The organism is Arenibaculum pallidiluteum (assembly GCF_017355985.1).
Lineage (GTDB): Bacteria > Pseudomonadota > Alphaproteobacteria > Azospirillales > Azospirillaceae > Arenibaculum > Arenibaculum pallidiluteum.
Map to the genome: position 1 here is coordinate 23,128 of NZ_JAFIQU010000015.1, position 16,488 is coordinate 39,615.

The 16,488-nt window shown below is 70.7% G+C and carries 19 protein-coding genes; 14 read left to right on the forward strand and 5 right to left on the reverse strand.

Going from position 1 to position 16,488, the window contains the following annotated elements; all coding sequences use genetic code 11:
- The first annotated feature begins 12 nt into the window (after positions 1–12).
- Entirely contained in the window at positions 13–1,239 is a 1,227-nt protein-coding gene (locus tag JUB13_RS23215) for an efflux RND transporter periplasmic adaptor subunit (RefSeq protein ID WP_207483170.1), read from the forward strand.
- Between the two features lie 30 nt (positions 1,240–1,269).
- Positions 1,270–4,446 (forward strand): efflux RND transporter permease subunit, encoded by a 3,177-nt coding sequence (locus tag JUB13_RS23220; RefSeq protein WP_207483172.1) that lies wholly within the window; start codon positions 1,270–1,272, stop codon positions 4,444–4,446.
- Between the two features lie 31 nt (positions 4,447–4,477).
- On the opposite strand, the gene JUB13_RS23225 is transcribed toward JUB13_RS23220, so the two are convergent.
- Positions 4,478–4,858: a hypothetical protein gene (locus tag JUB13_RS23225; protein WP_207483174.1), complete on the reverse strand. Its 381-nt coding sequence runs from the start codon at positions 4,856–4,858 to the stop codon at positions 4,478–4,480.
- Positions 4,859–4,872: 14 nt separating this feature from the next.
- Positions 4,873–5,271, reverse strand: coding sequence for a YbhB/YbcL family Raf kinase inhibitor-like protein (locus tag JUB13_RS23230; protein ID WP_207483176.1), 399 nt, complete (start codon positions 5,269–5,271; stop codon positions 4,873–4,875).
- Positions 5,272–5,522: 251 nt separating this feature from the next.
- On the opposite strand from JUB13_RS23230, the gene JUB13_RS23235 reads away from it, so the two are divergent.
- The gene (locus JUB13_RS23235; RefSeq protein WP_207483178.1) at positions 5,523–6,500 is read left to right on the forward strand and encodes an MDR/zinc-dependent alcohol dehydrogenase-like family protein; all 978 of its coding nucleotides are present in this window, start codon (positions 5,523–5,525) and stop codon (positions 6,498–6,500) included.
- On the forward strand, positions 6,497–7,537 hold the full coding sequence (locus JUB13_RS23240; RefSeq protein ID WP_236025169.1) for a Gfo/Idh/MocA family protein: 1,041 nt from the start codon (positions 6,497–6,499) through the stop codon (positions 7,535–7,537). Before JUB13_RS23235 ends, JUB13_RS23240 begins: the two co-directional genes overlap by 4 nt.
- 59 nt (positions 7,538–7,596) lie before the next feature.
- On the opposite strand, the gene JUB13_RS23245 is transcribed toward JUB13_RS23240, so the two are convergent.
- A complete protein-coding gene (locus JUB13_RS23245) occupies positions 7,597–8,064 on the reverse strand; it encodes a hypothetical protein (RefSeq protein WP_207483180.1) in 468 nt (155 codons plus the stop codon).
- A gap of 248 nt (positions 8,065–8,312) precedes the next feature.
- Between JUB13_RS23245 and JUB13_RS23250 the strand changes: the two genes are divergently transcribed.
- From JUB13_RS23250 to JUB13_RS23260, 3 genes are all read left to right on the forward strand, one after another.
- On the forward strand, positions 8,313–8,945 hold the full coding sequence (locus JUB13_RS23250; RefSeq protein WP_207483182.1) for a S24 family peptidase: 633 nt from the start codon (positions 8,313–8,315) through the stop codon (positions 8,943–8,945).
- A 251-nt stretch (positions 8,946–9,196) separates the two neighbouring features.
- Entirely contained in the window at positions 9,197–9,724 is a 528-nt protein-coding gene (locus JUB13_RS23255; RefSeq protein ID WP_207483184.1) for an MbcA/ParS/Xre antitoxin family protein, read from the forward strand.
- The gene (locus JUB13_RS23260) at positions 9,724–10,389 is read left to right on the forward strand and encodes an RES family NAD+ phosphorylase (protein WP_207483186.1); all 666 of its coding nucleotides are present in this window, start codon (positions 9,724–9,726) and stop codon (positions 10,387–10,389) included. The genes JUB13_RS23255 and JUB13_RS23260 overlap by 1 nt, the downstream gene beginning before the upstream one ends.
- 128 nt (positions 10,390–10,517) lie before the next feature.
- On the opposite strand, the gene JUB13_RS23265 is transcribed toward JUB13_RS23260, so the two are convergent.
- Positions 10,518–10,730 carry a DUF1127 domain-containing protein gene (locus tag JUB13_RS23265; protein WP_207483188.1) on the reverse strand — a complete coding sequence of 71 codons (213 nt, stop codon included), beginning with the start codon at positions 10,728–10,730 and terminating at the stop codon, positions 10,518–10,520.
- Between the two features lie 108 nt (positions 10,731–10,838).
- On the opposite strand from JUB13_RS23265, the gene JUB13_RS23270 reads away from it, so the two are divergent.
- The 5 genes from JUB13_RS23270 to JUB13_RS23290 all read left to right on the forward strand — a co-directional run bounded on the left by JUB13_RS23270 (position 10,839) and on the right by JUB13_RS23290 (position 13,158).
- Complete coding sequence (locus tag JUB13_RS23270; RefSeq protein WP_207483190.1) at positions 10,839–11,798, forward strand: LysR substrate-binding domain-containing protein; 960 nt, start codon at positions 10,839–10,841, stop codon at positions 11,796–11,798.
- Positions 11,799–12,039: 241 nt separating this feature from the next.
- On the forward strand, positions 12,040–12,216 hold the full coding sequence (locus tag JUB13_RS23275) for a hypothetical protein (RefSeq protein ID WP_207483192.1): 177 nt from the start codon (positions 12,040–12,042) through the stop codon (positions 12,214–12,216).
- An 85-nt stretch (positions 12,217–12,301) separates the two neighbouring features.
- Positions 12,302–12,547, forward strand: coding sequence for a hypothetical protein (locus JUB13_RS23280; protein WP_207483194.1), 246 nt, complete (start codon positions 12,302–12,304; stop codon positions 12,545–12,547).
- Positions 12,548–12,558: 11 nt separating this feature from the next.
- On the forward strand, positions 12,559–12,858 hold the full coding sequence (locus tag JUB13_RS23285) for a DUF2934 domain-containing protein (protein ID WP_236025170.1): 300 nt from the start codon (positions 12,559–12,561) through the stop codon (positions 12,856–12,858).
- A 114-nt stretch (positions 12,859–12,972) separates the two neighbouring features.
- A complete protein-coding gene (locus JUB13_RS23290) occupies positions 12,973–13,158 on the forward strand; it encodes a hypothetical protein (protein WP_207483198.1) in 186 nt (61 codons plus the stop codon).
- A gap of 29 nt (positions 13,159–13,187) precedes the next feature.
- On the opposite strand, the gene JUB13_RS23295 is transcribed toward JUB13_RS23290, so the two are convergent.
- The gene (locus tag JUB13_RS23295; RefSeq protein ID WP_207483200.1) at positions 13,188–13,592 is read right to left on the reverse strand and encodes a tellurite resistance TerB family protein; all 405 of its coding nucleotides are present in this window, start codon (positions 13,590–13,592) and stop codon (positions 13,188–13,190) included.
- A gap of 210 nt (positions 13,593–13,802) precedes the next feature.
- On the opposite strand from JUB13_RS23295, the gene JUB13_RS23300 reads away from it, so the two are divergent.
- Both JUB13_RS23300 and JUB13_RS23305 read left to right on the forward strand, forming a co-directional pair.
- A complete protein-coding gene (locus JUB13_RS23300; protein WP_207483202.1) occupies positions 13,803–14,747 on the forward strand; it encodes an AEC family transporter in 945 nt (314 codons plus the stop codon).
- Between the two features lie 21 nt (positions 14,748–14,768).
- Entirely contained in the window at positions 14,769–16,472 is a 1,704-nt protein-coding gene (locus JUB13_RS23305) for a sensor histidine kinase (RefSeq protein ID WP_207483204.1), read from the forward strand.
- Positions 16,473–16,488 lie beyond the last annotated feature (16 nt).

Genomic DNA, 16,488 nt, shown 5'->3' on the forward strand with positions numbered 1-16,488 from the left:
AGGAGCATCCCGATGCCCGAGACCCATCAGAAGTCCCGTTCCAAGATCGCCTTCCTCCTGGCCGCCGGCATTTCGGCCGGTACGCTGGCCGGTCTCTACGCCGTCAAGGGCCAGGCCGAGGCCCCGCCGGCCGCCGCCGCGGCTCCCCCGCCGCCGGCGGTCGACGTCGCGCCGGTCCTGGCCCGGCAGGTCACCGACTGGCAGTTCTATTCGGGACGGCTGGAGGCCGTCGACCGGGTCGACGTGCGCCCGCAGGTGCCCGGCGAGATCGTCGCGGTCCATTTCCGGAACGGCGCCCTGGTGAACAGGGGCGACGTCCTCTTCACCATCGATCCCCGCCCCTACGAGGCCGAGGTCGCCCGCGCCGAGGCGCGCGTCGCCGCGGCCCAGGCCCGCACCCGCTACGCCGCCGCCGACCTGGAGCGCGCCCGCGGGCTGACCGCCGACAACACGATCTCGCGGCGCTCGCTGGACGAGAAGGAGAACGCGGCCCGCGAGGCCGCTGCCAACCTGAAGGCGGCCGAGGCCGAGCTGGCGGTCGCGCGTCTGAACCTCGGCTACACCCGGGTCGTCGCCCCCGTGTCCGGACGCGTCTCCCGCGCCGAGTTCACGCCCGGGAACCTGGTGACCGCGGGGGCCTCGGCCGCACCGCTGACCACCATCGTCTCGGTCTCGCCGATCTACGCCTCCTTCGACGTCGACGAGCAGACCTATCTCCGCCACATCGCCTCGGTGAAGGATGCCGCCAACGTCCCGGTCCAGCTCGGCCTCGCCAACGAGGACGGGCACCCGCGCAGCGGCACCATCGAGCATGTCGACAACCGTCTGGACATCACCTCCGGCACCATCCGGGTGCGTGCGCGCTTCGACAACGCGGACGGGCGGCTGGTGCCCGGCCTCTTCGCCCGGGTGAAGGTCGGCGGCAGCGAACCCTACAAGGCGCTGGTGGTCGACGAGCGCGCCATCGGCACCGACCAGGACAAGAAGTTCGTGCTCGCCCTGACGGCGGACAACCGCGTCGAGTACCGTCAGATCGGCCTCGGCCCGCTGCAGGACGGCCTGCGCGTCGTGACCCGCGGCCTGGCCGAGGGCGACCGCATCGTCGTGAACGGCACCCAGAAGGCCCGGCCCGGCGCCCAGGTCCAGCCGGTCATGACGGCCATGGGCTCCCGGACTCCGGCGCCCGGCCGCAACACCGACACGGCGTCCGCGGCGGTCGAGACCGCCGCCGCCCCCTGATCCATCCCCCTGGTTCCGGCGAGGTCCGCCATGAACATCTCTCGCTTCTTCATCGACAGGCCGATCTTCGCCGGCGTGCTGTCGGTCGCCATCTTCCTGGCGGGCCTGATCGCGCTCTTCCGGCTGCCGATCTCCGAATACCCCGAGGTCGTCCCGCCCTCGGTCGTCGTGCGCGCCCAGTTCCCCGGCGCGAACCCCAAGGTCATCGCCGAAACCGTGGCCTCGCCGCTGGAAGAGCAGATCAACGGCGTCGAGAACATGATCTACATGCAGTCGCAGGCCAACAGCGACGGCAACATGGCGCTGACGGTCACCTTCAAGCTCGGCACGGATCCCGACCACGCGCAGCAGCTCGTGCAGAACCGCGTCTCCCAGGCGCTGCCGCGCCTTCCCGAGGACGTGCAGCGGCTGGGCGTCACCACGGTCAAGAGCTCGCCGACCCTCACCATGGTCGTGCACCTGATCTCGCCCGACGACCGCTACGACATGACCTATCTGCGCAACTACGCGCTGCTGAACGTGAAGGACCGGCTCGGGCGCATTGCTGGCGTGGGCGAGGTCCAGATCTGGGGCGCCGGCGACTATGCCATGCGGGTCTGGCTCGACCCGTCCAAGGTCGCCGAGCGCGGGCTCACCGCGGGCGACGTGGTGGCGGCGATCCGCGAGCAGAACGTCCAGGTCGCGGCCGGCGTGATCGGCGCCTCGCCCTCCTCCGCCGACGTCCCGCTCCAGCTTTCCGTCAACGCCCGGGGGCGCCTGCGCTCCGTCGAGGAGTTCGGTGAGATCGTCCTTAAGACCGGCGCCGACGGCAGCGTCACCCACCTGCGCGACGTCGCCCGGCTCGAGCTGGCAGCGTCGCAGTACAGCCTGCGCGCGCTGCTGGACAACAAGTCCGCGGTCGCGCTCGGGATCAACCAGACGCCCGAGGCCAACGCCCTCGCCATCTCGGACGAGGTCCGGCGGACCATGGCCGAGCTGAAGGAGGACATGCCACAGGGCGTGGACTACAGCATCGTCTACGACCCGACGCAGTTCGTCCGCTCCAGCATCGATGCGGTGGTGCACACGCTGCTGGAGGCGATCGCCCTGGTCGTGCTGGTGGTGATCGTCTTCCTGCAGACCTGGCGCGCCTCGATCATCCCGCTGCTGGCGGTCCCGGTCTCGATCGTCGGAACCTTCGCGCTTCTGCTCGCCTTCGGCTTCTCCATCAACGCCCTGTCCCTGTTCGGGATGGTGCTGGCGATCGGCATCGTCGTCGACGACGCCATCGTCGTGGTGGAGAACGTCGAGCGCAACATCGAGGCCGGCCTCTCGGCCAAGGAAGCGACCTACCGCGCCATGCAGGAGGTCAGCGGCCCCATCATCGCCATCGCCCTGACCCTGGTCGCCGTCTTCGTGCCGCTGGCCGCCATGACCGGCCTGACGGGCGAGTTCTACAAGCAGTTCGCGATGACCATCGCGATCTCCACCGTGATCTCGGCCTTCAACTCCCTGACCCTGTCGCCGGCGCTCTCGGCCGTGCTGCTGCGCGGCCACGACCAGCCGCAGGACTGGCTGACGCGGCTCATGAACCGCGTCTTCGGCGGCTTCTTCCGGCTCTTCAACAAGGTGTTCCACCGCAGCTCCGAGAGCTACGGGCGCGGCGTCGGCGGCGTGGTCCGCCACAAGGGCTCCATGCTCCTGCTCTATGCCGCGCTGCTGGGCGTCACGGTCCTGCTGGGCCGCGAGGTGCCCTCCGGCTTCGTGCCGCAGCAGGACAAGGAGTACCTGGTCAGCTTCGCCCAGCTTCCCAACGGCGCCTCGCTGGACCGCACCGAAGGGGTGATCCGGGCCATGACCGACATCGCCCTGGCGCGGCCCGGCGTGCAGAGCGCCGTGGCCTTCCCCGGCCTGTCGGTGAACGGCTTCACCAACAGCTCCAGCGCCGGCATCGTCTTCGTCACGCTGAAGCCCTTCGCGGAGCGCAAGGATCCCTCGCTCTCGGCGGCGGCCATCGCGGCCGACCTGCAGGGCCGTTTCGCCGCAATCAAGGAGGGCTTCATCGCGATCTTCCCGCCACCGCCTGTCATGGGTCTCGGCACGCTGGGCGGTTTCAAGATGCAGATCGAGGACCGCGGGGCGCTGGGCTACGAGGCGCTGAACCAGGCGGTCGGGGCCTTCCTGGCCCGGGCCGCCCAGACCCCTGAGCTCGGCCCGACCTTCTCGAACTACCAGATCAACGTCCCGCAGCTCGACGTCGACCTGGACCGGGTCAAGGCCAAGCAGCTCGGCGTCTCCGTGCGCGACGTGTTCGAGGCCATGCAGGTCTATCTCGGTTCGCTCTACGTGAACGACTTCAACCTGTTCGGGCGGGTCTACCAGGTCCGGGTCCAGGCCGATGCGCCCTACCGCGCGACGCCCGACGACATCGGCCTGCTGAAGACCCGGAACGACCGGGGCACCATGGTGCCGCTCTCGTCCCTGGTCACGGTCTCGCCGAGCTACGGGCCCGAGATGGTCGTGCGCTACAACGGCTACACCGCCGCCGACATCAATGGCGGCCCGGCGCCGGGCTACTCCTCCGGCCAGGCGGAGGCGGCGGCCGCGCGCATCGCCGCCGAGACCCTGCCCCGGGGCGTCCGGTTCGAATGGACGGACCTGACCTACCAGAATGTCCTGGCGGGCAACGCCGCGCTCTGGATCTTTCCCATCAGCGTGCTGCTGGTGTTCCTGGTTCTGGCAGCGCAGTACGAGAGCCTGACCCTGCCGCTGGCGATCATCCTGATCGTCCCGATGAGCCTGATGTCCGCCCTGGCCGGCGTCTGGCTCATGGGCGGGGACAACAACATCTTCACCCAGATCGGCTTCATGGTGCTGGTCGGCCTGTCGGCGAAGAACGCGATCCTGATCGTCGAGTTCGCCCGCGAGCTCGAGCACCAGGGCCGCTCGCCCATCGCCGCCGCGGTCGAGGCCAGCCGGCTGCGCCTGCGCCCGATCCTGATGACCTCCATCGCCTTCATCATGGGCGTGGTGCCGCTGGTGCTGTCCACCGGGGCCGGCGCCGAGATGCGCCAGGCCATGGGGATCGCGGTGTTCTTCGGGATGCTGGGCGTCACGCTGTTCGGCCTGATGCTGACGCCGGTCTTCTACGTGGTGCTGCGCCGGCTCGCCGGCGCACGCCTGACCGCCCCGGCGCCCTCCGGCGCAGCGGCACAGCCTGCCGAGTAGCGGAGGACCCGGCAGCGGAAGGCCGCCTCCTTCAGCCCGGAGGGATCAGCCAGGATCCATCCGGCTGCTGGCAGGCGGTGCCGCTGCGCGTCGCGGGACCGGTGGGTGTCGCGACGGTCTCGACGAAGTCGCGGCACAGGCGCCCGCCGGGCCCCACGAAGTCCCGGACGGGCGTCAGCTGCCGCGGTTGCGGCGGCGCCACCGCAGGCGCGGCGGGGGTGGCGGCGCTCCCCGCGCTGCGCAGCAGGCTCAGCGGGTTCACGCTGAGGCCGGTCCCGAGATGCACGCCGCCCACATTCGTTCCCACGCCCATCCCGGCATAGGGGCTGACCGAGCTGCAGGCCGCGAGCGCCACGGGGGCGGCCAGGGCCAGGGCCTGGCCAAGGACCCGGCGCAGATTCCTGCCCCGCATGGGCGGCGTCCTCCTCAACTCCGTTCGAACTGGCGGCAGCAGGTGCGCACCGACCGGCCGGTCGCCAGCGGCTTCCCGGCCGCGTCCAGCGCCTCCACCCGCATCTCGTAGCGATGGTCCGAGCCGCCGGGCGGACACGGTCCCGTCCAGTGCACGAGCCCGCCCTCGGCGATGGTGGCGGTTCCCGGCGTCGCCGGAACCTCGCCGCCGTCGTGATCGAAATCCAGCAGGTCCAGGTCCACCATCTCGAACCGCAGAAGGCGCGCGCCCGCCGGCACGCCCTCGACCCGGATCGCCGGCGAGCGGCGCGACACCCGCAGCGGGTTCATCTCGTAAGGGCCGGTGCCGCAGGCCTGGTCGCGCGCGAAGGCGAAATCGACCGTCATCGTGCGCGGCGCGTCGGTGACGTCCATGGTCCCGCATCCGGCCAGCGCGAGTCCGGCGATCAACCACGCTTTCCTCATAGGCGGCATCCCCTTTCGGGCGATCCAACAAGAGAAGTTTCGCCGCGTCACGGAAGGCCCCCACAATCGGCGCCATTTCGGCCGGCGCCGTTTCGGCGTCCAGGACGCGTGGAGAGGATCTTGAGCGACAAGTTCGGCAACAGCCCCCGCGGGCTTTCCGGGGGCACGGCACGGGCGATGGCCGGCCCGACGGTGACGGCATGAGCGGCGCCGCTGCAGGGAGGATGCGCGCGGCCGTGGTGACCGGCCCCGGACGCGTGGAGATCGCGGAGATCGCCCGCCCCGACCCCGGCCCCGGCCAGGTGCGCGTGCGGATCGAGGGCTGCGGCGTCTGCGCGTCCAACCTGACGCCCTGGGCCGGGCCCGAATGGATGCAGTTCCCGACGGAGCCCGGATCCCTCGGCCACGAGGGCTGGGGCGTGGTGGATGCCGTCGGCCCGGGCGTCGCCGGCCTGGCCGAGGGCGACCGGGTCGCCGCGCTCTCGTACAAGAGCTATGCCGAGTACGACATCGCCGAGGCGGACGCCGTCGTCCGCCTGCCGGAATCGCTGGCCGGCCAGCCCTTCCCCGGCGAGCCGCTGGGCTGCGCCATGAACATCTTCCAGCGCAGCGGCATCGAGGCCGGGCAGACGGTCGCCATCGTCGGCATCGGCTTCCTGGGCGCGATCCTGACCCGCCTCGCCACCGATGCCGGGGCGCGGGTGATCGCGATCTCGCGCCGTCCCTTCTCGCTGGACGTGGCGCGCTCCTTCGGGGCCGCCGAGACGATCCCCATGGAGGACCACGGCGGAATCATCGAGCGCGTCAGGGACCTGACCGGCGGCACCTTCTGCGACCGCGTGATCGAGGCCGTGGGCAAGCAGTGGCCGCTCGACCTCGCGGCGGAGCTCACGCGCGAGCGCGGCCGGCTGATCGTCGCCGGCTACCACCAGGACGGGCCGCGGCAGGTGAACATGTGGCTCTGGAACTGGCGCGGGCTCGACGTGATCAACGCCCACGAGCGCGACCCCGGGATCTACGTCCAGGGCATCCGGGCGGCCGTCGACGCGGTGGCGTCGGGCCGGCTGGATCCCGCGCCGCTCTACACGCACCGCTTCCCGCTGGACCGGCTGGACGCCGCGCTGGACGCGACGCGCGACCGGCCCGACGGCTTCCTCAAGGCGCTGGTGACGCCATGACGGCCGGCACCGCACCCATGGCCGCCCCCGGCTCGCAGGCCACGGGCCGGACCGCGCGCCCGCGCGTCGGCTTCCTGGGGGTGGGCTGGATCGGCCGGCACCGCATGAAGGCCATTCTGGACACGGGCGCGGTCGAGGCGGCCGCCATCGCCGACCCCTCGCCGGAGATGGCGGCCGAGGCCGCGCGGCTCGCGCCCGGGGCCGATCTGGTCTCCGGCCTGGACGGCCTCCTGGATGCCGGCGTCGACGGGGTGGTGATCGCCACCCCCAGCGCGCTCCACGCCGAGCAGTCGATCCGGGCGCTGGAGCGCGGCGCCGCCGTCTTCTGCCAGAAGCCGCTGGGCCGCACCGCGGCCGAGGCGCGCGCCGTGGTCGACGCGGCGCGCGCGGCCGACCGGCTGCTGGCCGTCGACCTGTCCTACCGCTTCACCGAGGGCATGCGCCGCATCCGCGAGGTGGTCGCCGGAGGCGGGCTCGGCCGCGTCTACGCGGTGGACCTGGTCTTCCACAACGCCTACGGCCCCGACAAGCCGTGGTTCTACGACCCCGCCCTTTCGGGCGGCGGCTGCGTCATGGACCTGGGCGTGCATCTGGTGGACCTCGCGCTCTGGACCCTCGACTTCCCCGGCGTGTCCGCGGTCTCCGGAACGCTCTTCGCGGGGGGTGAGCCCCTGGGCGGGCGGCCCGACAGGGTCGAGGACTACGCGGTCGCGACCATGACCCTGGAGACCGGCGCCGTCGTGCAGCTCGCCTGCTCCTGGCGGCTGCAGGCGGGATGCGACGCGATGATCTCGGCGGCCTTCTACGGGACGGAAGGCGGGGCCGCGCTGCGCAATGTCGGCGGCTCCTTCTACGACTTCACCGCCGAGCGCTATCGCGGCACGGCGCGAGAGACGCTGACCCTGCCGCCCGACGAATGGGGCGGCCGCGCGGCCGCCGACTGGGCGACGCGGCTCGCGGCCGGCGAGCGGTTCGATCCGTCTGCGGAACGGCTTGTCTCGGTGGCCCGGGTGCTCGACGGGATCTACGGACGCTAGCGGAGTATATTCATAACGAAGTCGGAATGATTGACCACTGGACGCCGCGGATGCCGGCCTCAGCGGCGCGGGAAGCGCAGCGCGAAGCGGCCGACGCGGATCCCGTGCCAGTAGACCTGCCCGAGATAGAGGCCGGGGGCGACCTCGCGGATCTCGTCGCGCACCGCCCGCGCGATCCGCGAGGATACCGTGTAGTCCAGCACGTGGCAGGGACGACCGTCCATGCGGCTGGCCTCCGCCCGCACCCGGGCCGGCACCGCGCGCACCCCGAGGGGCGTGACGCGGTTCACCATGGACCCGTCGGCGGCATCGAAGTCCTTTCCCCGCCAGGCGATGCCGAGCAGGCCCGCCAGGGGTCCCGCCAGGCGAGTGCCCGGCAGCAGCAGGAACAGCCCCTCGGCGCGCCCGTGCGGGACGGCACCGGCCGGGCTGCGCCGGAACAGGGCGTCCAGCGCCCTCCCGTCCATGGCGGCCAGCGCCCGGGGGTCGGGGAGCACGCTGGTATCGCTTGCCGACGCGGTGGCCATCGCGCCCTCCTTTCGCCGCTCGTGCAGGCTAGGAACGCCGCACCCGCGGCAACAGCGTACCGCGACGCGGGTTGCGCACCGGGTTGCACCCGGAATGTGGCAGTCGCCGCCCGGCCGGGCGGCGGGCCAATTCTTGCGCGCGCCCAGCGCGCATTACGGCCTTACCCGCCGCGTGAAGTTTTCGTGCAATCGTAACGCGCGAGGATTTTCCGCGGGACAGCATTTCTCCGGCGTGAGACATTGTTCCCATGCTGAAGCATGCCGACATCTGGCGCGCCATCGATCGGCTCGCCCAGCAGCACGGGCTGTCGCCTTCGGGGCTGGCCCGGCGCGGCGGGCTCGACCCGACGACCTTCAACAAGAGCAAGCGGGTCACCGGCGACGGCAAGCAGCGCTGGCCCTCGACCGAGAGCATCGCGAAGATCCTGGATGCGACAGGCACCGGCGTCGACGCCTTCGTCGGCCTGATCGGCGAGACGCCGGCCCGCATGCCCGCCCAGCGCATCCCCGTGATCGGCTACGCCCAGGCCGGCGACTCCGGCCATTTCGACGATGCCGGCTATCCCGCCGGGGCTGGGTGGGACGTCCTGCTCTTCCCACAGATCGGCGATCCCCATGCCTATGCGCTGGAGATCAGCGGCGACAGCATGGAGCCGGTCTACCGCGACGGCGACACCATCATCGTCTCGCCCGCCGCGGGGATCAGGCGCGGCGACAGGGTCGTCGTGCGCACCCGCGGCGGCGAGGTGCTGGCGAAGGAATTCGTCCGCCAGACGGCCACGCGGATCGACCTGCATTCCGTGAACCCCGACCATCCGGACCGGAGCCTGTCCGTCGAGGACGTCGCCTGGATGGCCCGCATCATCTGGGCAAGCCAGTAGGCGCCGGGGAAGGCGCGCTTCCGGTCGAGCCCTGGCCGGGCGAAGCGCGTGTGATCGCCAGTCGCATGAAAGTGGTTTCGCATGTCATGGCGCCCGCCCCATCCATGCGGCGGCGCTGCCGTGACGACCGGGCATTTCCGCCGGCGCCGCAATGCGAGCAGGGAACCGGGCCTGCCCCGGGCGGGTTGACCTGTCCAGATTCGGAGCATAATGTCCAGATCTGGACATAAAATCCGGCCATGGAGGAAGCCATGCCGAAGGCAGCCCGAGAAGGCGGGCACGAGATCGCCGCCCCTGCGCAGTATCTGGACGAGACCCGGTACTCCAGCGCGAACCGCCGCCGGCTGAGTGCGCCGGGCCTGCGGGCGTTCCTCGCCATCGCCGATCTCTGGGGGCTTTCCGAGGCCGACAGGTTGCGCGTCCTCGGCTTTCCCGGCCGATCCACCTATCACGGCTGGGTGGCGCGGGCGCGCACCGGGCAGGATCTCGTCCTCGGCGTGGACACGCTGCTGCGGATCTCGGCCGTTCTTGGCATCCACAAGGCCTTGCGGATCCTGTTCGAGACCGATGCCGAGGGGACGGGCTGGCTGAGGGAGCCGCACGACGCGCCGACCTTCGGCGGGGAGCCGCCGATCGCGTTGCTGACGGCGGGCACCCAGGACGCCCTGATGCAGGTCCGACGCTATCTCGATGCCATGCGCGGCGGCATCTTCGCGGTGCCGAACGAGGCGGATCGTGACTTCGCGCCCTACCGGGACGACGACATCGTCTTCGTCTGATGTCTTTCCCGAGCACGACAATCCCGGGACCGACCTACCGGCTGATCCCGTCGCGCTTCCCGCCCATTCCCGCCTTCCAGGGGGTCGCTTCGGCCGAGGACCTGCAGGCCGTGATGGAGCTCGAGGGCTGGACGAACGACCGGCTCGTGATCGAGCGTCTGGCGCGGCTGCCGCGGGCGGAGTGGGTGTTCGGCGCCCCGAATGCCAGCGTGGTGATGGCCTCCTTCCTGCACGCCCCGGCCGGCGGCGCACGGTTCAACACGGGGGAGCTCGGCGCCTGGTATGCCGGGATGGCTCTCCGGACCGCGATCGCCGAGGTCGCCCACCATCTCCGGCGCGAGGCCATCTTCCGCCGCAGGCGCGAGATGCGCCTCCAGTTGCGGGCCTATGTCGCCCGGCTCGACGGTCTCTATGCGGACATCCGCGGTCAGGCCGCCGCCCGTCCGGATCTCTACAGCCGGGACAGCTACGCGGCCTCCCAGCCCTTCGGCGAGGCGGTCAGGGCCGGCGGCGGCGCCGGCATCGTCTACGACAGCGTGCGGCACGCCGGGGGAACCTGTGCCGTCGCCTACCGGCCCCGCAACATCCTGGACGTCACGCAGGCCGACCATCTCGAGATCACGGCGCCCGTCCGCGGCCGCATCGTCGCGAGGACACTGCCCTGAGCCCCCAAGCCGGGCATGAAGAACGCCGCGCCTTTGAAGCCGTTTCCAGAACTCATGAATGGCGCTCCGACCAGGGTCGCCCGGCCACCTTGGCGGCACGGGACCCGTCGTGGAGGTGCCGGCCCGGATCAGGCCTGCCAAAACGGTTTCTTCGCCTCCTGCTCGGCCTCGCCGACCGTCAATCCGACATCGTCGATCATGTGCGGCCCGACCTTCAGCAAGCGCAGCAGATCACGGCGGTAGCGCCGTCTCTCCGCCCAGACGCCCACCACGCCATGCGGCACCACCAACGTGCCGAACCGGAGAGCTGCGAGGGAGATGAAGCCAGACACCGAAGCCATGAGGGCCTCCATCTCTTACGTACGAGAAATGAGGCCACCGGTTCCGCACCTTCGCAAACCAAGTTAACTTTCCCTCAGCCTCAGCTTTCCTGAGCCTGCGGAGTAGTCATGCGCCTGCCGTCGCTCAATGCGCTCCACGCCTTCGAGGCCGCCGCACGGCACCAGAGCTTCGCGCGGGCGGCGGAGGAGCTGCACGTGACGCAGGGCGCGGTGAGCCGGCATGTCAAGCTCCTTGAGGAGGAACTCGGCGTCGCGCTGTTCCGGCGGCGTCCCCAGGGGATCGAGCTGACGCCCCAAGGGCGAGCCCTTCTCCCGGAGCTGACGGCATCCTTCGAGCGGATCGTCCGGGCCACGCAGCAGGTCGCCGATCCCGGTCGAGAGCTGCGGGTCGCCTGCCAACCTACGCTCGCCTCGCGCTGGCTCGTCCGACGGCTCGCGGCCTTTCGCACCATACGCCCGCAAACTCAGGTCACGCTCGGCCTGATGTGCGACTACGGCGACTTCCGCCTCGGCGGCTACGACCTCGGCATCAGCTATCACGAGATGGAACGGAACCGCCCGGCCGACCTGGAATCCGTCCTGCTGCGCCGGGAGATGCTGGCTCCGGTCTGTGCGCCAGACCTCCTGAAGGGAAGCGTTCCCCTGCGCGGGCCTGCGGATCTCGCGGCGCACGAACTCCTCCACCCCACGCGGGACCGGGCGGACTGGCGCTTCTGGCTGGCGACAGCCGGGATGACCGGCATCGATGTCCGTAGCGGGCAGGTGTTCCAGACCCTGGAGATGGCAACCTCCGCCGCCGTGGCCGGTCTCGGCGTCGCGATCATGGACCTGTTGCTCGTGCACGAGGAGCTGACCTCCGGCCGCCTGGTCGTGCCCTTCGGTCCCGTAGTCACGGAAGGAACGGGCTATTACCTCTTCGCCGAGCGCGGCCGGTTCGGGGAACCGAAGATCGCCGCCTTCCGCGATTGGCTCCTCGCCGAAATCAAGGACAACGGCGAAATTGCTCGGCACCTTCCGGCATCGCCGTCGTCACGAGCGATGGGATTGCACAGTCCGGTGGCGGGGTAGCGAATGCGCGACAGGACGCCTCCACGTTCTGATCTTCGCCGTCGCCTGGCCAAGCACATCACGGCTGCAGCCGGACCTTGATTGCATCAGGCCTGCCGAACGACGAGTTCGCTGGTCATGGGAATTCCCCTGAGTGCGCCGAGCACCATGTCGTGGGAAATCGCGCACTCATGAAGCTTCCCCAGCGCAGCACGCCGCGCCGGGGACTCAAGGTGGCGCAGAGGTGGAGGGACAGGGAGCAATGCCGGGCATCGACGGGCGCTTCGAGCGCGGCGAGCCCGTCGAACTCGCCGCACGATTCGCCCACCTCCGCGACGAATTCTGGCGATCGAAGGTCGATCCCTTCATGCGTCGCAAGCATCGGATAATCCGAGTCGGGCATGAGGCTGCGGCGGTAAAGATCTGCTCCGACGGATAGACGGCCGTCGGTGCACTGTCCCCGAGGCTCGGCAGCTCCTCCTTTCGCAGGCGGGGCAGCCTGCGCATCATCGCCAGGCTCGTCCTTGTGCTCGCTCCTGGGTGCGCTGGAAAGCGATAAGGGATCAGGCTTACGCGACGTCATTACCGGCTTCACCAAGCGTGCGGACGCTATCGGCCTCTTCGACACGGACGCGAACGGCGTGTCAACCGCGTCGCAAGGCCCCGTACCGGCAGCGCTGCAAACCAGCGCCGAAGGCGATCCGGACGCCGCCCAGGATCCGTTGCAGGACGGAAGTCGCCGTGCGCCGTTGAGCATGGAAGGGCTATGAGGAGCGACGACATGTTCGAGCGCGAGGAGCGCGTGCGCCGGCGCGCGTATGAGATCTGGGAGCGCGAAGGGCGACCGGATGGCCGGCATGACGAGCATTGGGTGCGGGCACTGGCGGAGATCGTCGACGAGGACATGGCCGCCGGCCGCCTCGTGACTGATGCGCTCGACACGGCGGCGGCTCCGCGGCCGGCGCGCCGCGTGCGGTCCAAGAACCCTGCAGGCCGGGCCGGCGCCAAACCGGCCTGGAGCCCGGACGACATCAAGCCCGCAGGAACACCGCGCCGGGGCGGCCGGGGCATCGAGCCGTGAGGCCCGTCCCTGGCGGCCCGAGGACGGGCAATTGAGGCCGCGGGCAAGGCGCCGGGGACGTGTCCGGGATTCCGCTGTTGTCGGATCAGGAGCCACGACAGAGCAGGACGGCCGATGCCGAACCCCCAGCCGCTTCCCCCGGACGGCGCGCCCCGCCCGAACGAGGACCTTCCGGACCCGGGCCCGCCGCGCGTTCCGGACCTGCCGGTCCCGGACGTGGAGCCGGGCATCCCGGGCACGCCCGATGGCGACCTGATCACGCCGGGGCGGGTTCCCGGCATGACGGCCGTGCTACCCTGACGCGGGCGGTTCCCTGACCGGACGGTCGTTCAGGCCGTCGCGTGGCGGGCGCGGGCGCCGCGCTCGATGGCGGCGGCGACCAGGCGGTCGATCTCGAGCCGGTGGCGGATCATCTCGAGCAGGCGCAGGACTTCCTGGCTGATCTGGACGTTCGCGGCCGCCACGTCGCAGGCGACGGCATAGGCGGTCTCGTGAAGCTTCCTCGGCAGCCCGTCGCGGATCTGTTCCAACGCCTTGTCCAGGCCGTCCTCGTCCTGGAGCAGGGCCGAGCAGGCCCGCGTGACCTCGGGGATGCGCCTGAGGTCGAAGCCCCGGAAGGCCGGCAGGTAGCGCACGAGCTCGCCGATCTTGTCCAGCTCCGGGTCGGTCATCTCGGCATCCGCCGCCGCGACCAGGACCATGGTGTAGAGCAGCGCGCTCTGGTGATCGATCATTCCCTCGTCTCCCGATCCGGCCATTCCTGACCGGATCCCCGGCCCGCCCGCAAACTCGGGCCTGGACCGGGGCACCGTCAAGCCCCCACTCCGTCGCGGCTGGCGTCTAGGCCGGCGGCCTGTGCCGGCGGTCCCCGGGTGGCGGTCCCCGGGTGGCGGTCCCGGGCGAACTCGACAAGCCGGAGGGCGCTGCCCTATGGTCCGCCCTCCATGTCCGCGGTCGTCAACGTCGCCCTTCCCGTCTTCGCGATCATCCTCGCGGGCTTCCTGGCCGGACGGTCCAGGCTTCTGGGCGACCTCGCCTCCGAGGCGCTGAACAAGTTCGTCTACTACTTCGCCCTGCCGCCGGTGGTCTTCCTGGGCATGGCCCGCCGCCCGCTGGACGAGATCCTGAACTGGCCCTTCATCACGGCCTTTCTGGGGCCGATGCTGGCGATCTACGTGATGGCCTGGGCGCTCGGCTGGATACTCCACCGCGAAAGCGCCGAGAATCTCAGCCTGCAGGCGCTCAACGCCTCCTTCGCGAACACCGGCTATATGGGAATCCCGCTGTTCCTGACCGCTTTCGGGCAGGAGGGGCTGCCGCCAGCGATCCTCGCCACCGTGATCATGAGCGCCATCGGAGTCGGCCTTGCCGTCATCGTGCTGGAGCTCTGCCGCAGCGCCGGCCATGGCATCGCCAAGGCGCTGCGCGACGTCGGGTCCGCGCTGCTGCGCAACCCGCTGGTGATGGCGCCTCTGGTCGGCATGGCGGTCTCCATGACCGACCTGCCGGTGCCGGTGCCGGCGGTGAACCTCGGCAACCTTCTGGGCGCCGCGGCGGGACCCTGCGCGCTCTTCGCCATCGGCCTCTTCCTGGCGGGCCGGCCGCTCTCGGCCGATCTCGCCGAGATCGGCTGGATCACGGCGCTCAAGCTGATCTGGCAGCCGCTGCTGACCTGGATCGTGGCATTCCACATGCTGACCATGGAGGCGCATTGGGCACGCTCGGCGGTCATTCTGGCCGCCCTGCCGACGGGAGCCCTTACCTTCGTGATCGCCCAGCAGTACAAGACCTATGTCGAGAGGACCTCGGCCGTGATCCTGGTCAGCACGGTCCTCTCGGTTTTGACGCTGTCGGGCCTGCTGGCCGTCTATGCGCCCGCGGGTCCGTAAGCCTTCTCCGGCGGAGCGAGTTTGAGGGATCAGGACGCGCGCGACCCCGTAACCGACCCGGCGGCAGCCCGCGCGGCGCCCTTGGCCGCAATTCCGGCCGCGAACCCGCAATCGACGGTCTCGTCGGGCCCGGTGGCAAGCCTGGCGGCAGGCCCGGCGGCCGAGGCCCGCCGCCGGACCCGCAAGGGCTGGGCGACCATCGGCCTCACCATGTTCAGCCTGGCGGTCATCGTCGCCGCGACCGTCTGGCTCGGGCTCGAGGCACGCCGCGACGTCCGTGGCGCGGCGGAGCGGCTGGCCGAGGACTCCACCTTCTTCCTGGCGGACCATGCGGCGCGCCTGTTCGAGGCATCGAGCCTCGTCCTGACCGAGGCGACAAACGAGGTCAGCATCCTGCCCTGGGAGGCGCTTGCCGTGGACCGCAGGACGTGGGACCGGCTGAAGGCGATATCCGACCGATTCCCCTATGTCGAGGACATCTGGCTGAACGACGCCGAGGGGACGCTGCGCCTCTCGACCACCGCCTGGCCCAGCCCGCACGACAACGCTAGTGACCGCGAGAACTTCCAGGCCAGCGAGCGGCCAGGAAGCGGCGACTATGTCGGGCCGCGGATCGTCGGTCGCGTCACCGGCCGGCCGACCTTCCTGATGAGCCGAAGGCTCGAATGGCCCGACGGGCAGTTCCGCGGAATGGTGTCGATCACCCTGGACATCGCCTATTTCGAGACCTTCTACCGCTCGCTGAACCTGCGTTTCGGCGCCGGCATCTCGCTGGTCCGCGAGGCCGGCGGGGATGCGCTGATCCATGTGGGCCCGCACGGCGAGAATTCGGTCCCCGCCGGCCGGCGCGCCGACCAGCCGCCCCCGGACACCGCGGCCTTCGCCATCCGCCACGTCCCCGACCTGCCGCTCCTCGTCGCGGTGTCCGTCCCGGGTCCCGCCGTCCGGGAGACCCTGATGGCGGATCTGCGCATCTACGGCGCGGTGGGCGCGCTGTCGCTGCTCGGCCTCGGGCTGCTGTCCTCGCAGGTGCTGCGGCAGACGCGCGCGGACCGCGCCGCCCAGCAGGAGCTGGAGCGCCGCGTGGTCGAGCGCACCGCGGCCCTGACCCGCGCCAAGGTCGAAATGGAGATTCTGTTCCAGGAGGTCCATCACCGGGTGAAGAACAACCTGCAGGTCGTCACCTCGCTGCTCCGGCTCCAGTCCGCGCGGATCGAGGACGAGCGCGTGCGCGAGGGCCTGCGCGAGAGCATCGACCGGATCCACGCCATGGCGCTGGTCCACAAGCTGCTCTACGCCAGCAACGAGCTCGCCGACCTGGATTTCGCGGTCTATCTCGGCACGCTGATCAGCCATCTCGAGGAAGCCTACGGAACGCAGGGGCGCGTGCGCGTCACCGTCGACGCCGCCCCTGCGCGCTTCGGCCTCGACGCCGCGATCCCGCTCAGCCTGATCGTGAACGAGACCTTCTCCAACGCGCTGAAGCACGCCTTCCCCGATGGCCGCCCCGGGACGGTGCGGATCGGGCTCTCGGCCATGGACGACGGCAGCTGGCTGCTGACCCAGGACGACGACGGGGTCGGCCTGCCCCCGGGATACGACTGGCGTGCGAGCCGCGGCCTCGGCATGCAGATCATCAAGAGCCTGGCGATCCAGCTCCAGGGCGAGGCCGGGTTCGAGACCGGCGGCGGGACCCATTTCCGGCTGGTGTTCCGGCCGGCCTGAAGCGGCCGCCCTTGCC

Bases quoted from the DNA above. Each gene is read 5' to 3' on its own strand.
- JUB13_RS23215 (WP_207483170.1), top strand. From the start codon at position 13: ATGCCCGAGACCCATCAGAAGTCCCGTTCCAAGATCGCCTTCCTCCTG.
- JUB13_RS23220 (WP_207483172.1), top strand. From the start codon at position 1,270: ATGAACATCTCTCGCTTCTTCATCGACAGGCCGATCTTCGCCGGCGTG.
- JUB13_RS23225 (WP_207483174.1), bottom strand. From the start codon at position 4,858: ATGCGGGGCAGGAATCTGCGCCGGGTCCTTGGCCAGGCCCTGGCCCTG.
- JUB13_RS23230 (WP_207483176.1), bottom strand. From the start codon at position 5,271: ATGGACGTCACCGACGCGCCGCGCACGATGACGGTCGATTTCGCCTTC.
- JUB13_RS23235 (WP_207483178.1), top strand. From the start codon at position 5,523: ATGAGCGGCGCCGCTGCAGGGAGGATGCGCGCGGCCGTGGTGACCGGC.
- JUB13_RS23240 (WP_236025169.1), top strand. From the start codon at position 6,497: ATGACGGCCGGCACCGCACCCATGGCCGCCCCCGGCTCGCAGGCCACG.
- JUB13_RS23245 (WP_207483180.1), bottom strand. From the start codon at position 8,064: ATGGCCACCGCGTCGGCAAGCGATACCAGCGTGCTCCCCGACCCCCGG.
- JUB13_RS23250 (WP_207483182.1), top strand. From the start codon at position 8,313: ATGCTGAAGCATGCCGACATCTGGCGCGCCATCGATCGGCTCGCCCAG.
- JUB13_RS23255 (WP_207483184.1), top strand. From the start codon at position 9,197: ATGCCGAAGGCAGCCCGAGAAGGCGGGCACGAGATCGCCGCCCCTGCG.
- JUB13_RS23260 (WP_207483186.1), top strand. From the start codon at position 9,724: ATGTCTTTCCCGAGCACGACAATCCCGGGACCGACCTACCGGCTGATC.
- JUB13_RS23265 (WP_207483188.1), bottom strand. From the start codon at position 10,730: ATGGCTTCGGTGTCTGGCTTCATCTCCCTCGCAGCTCTCCGGTTCGGC.
- JUB13_RS23270 (WP_207483190.1), top strand. From the start codon at position 10,839: ATGCGCCTGCCGTCGCTCAATGCGCTCCACGCCTTCGAGGCCGCCGCA.
- JUB13_RS23275 (WP_207483192.1), top strand. From the start codon at position 12,040: ATGCCGGGCATCGACGGGCGCTTCGAGCGCGGCGAGCCCGTCGAACTC.
- JUB13_RS23285 (WP_236025170.1), top strand. From the start codon at position 12,559: ATGTTCGAGCGCGAGGAGCGCGTGCGCCGGCGCGCGTATGAGATCTGG.
- JUB13_RS23290 (WP_207483198.1), top strand. From the start codon at position 12,973: ATGCCGAACCCCCAGCCGCTTCCCCCGGACGGCGCGCCCCGCCCGAAC.
- JUB13_RS23295 (WP_207483200.1), bottom strand. From the start codon at position 13,592: ATGATCGATCACCAGAGCGCGCTGCTCTACACCATGGTCCTGGTCGCG.
- JUB13_RS23300 (WP_207483202.1), top strand. From the start codon at position 13,803: ATGTCCGCGGTCGTCAACGTCGCCCTTCCCGTCTTCGCGATCATCCTC.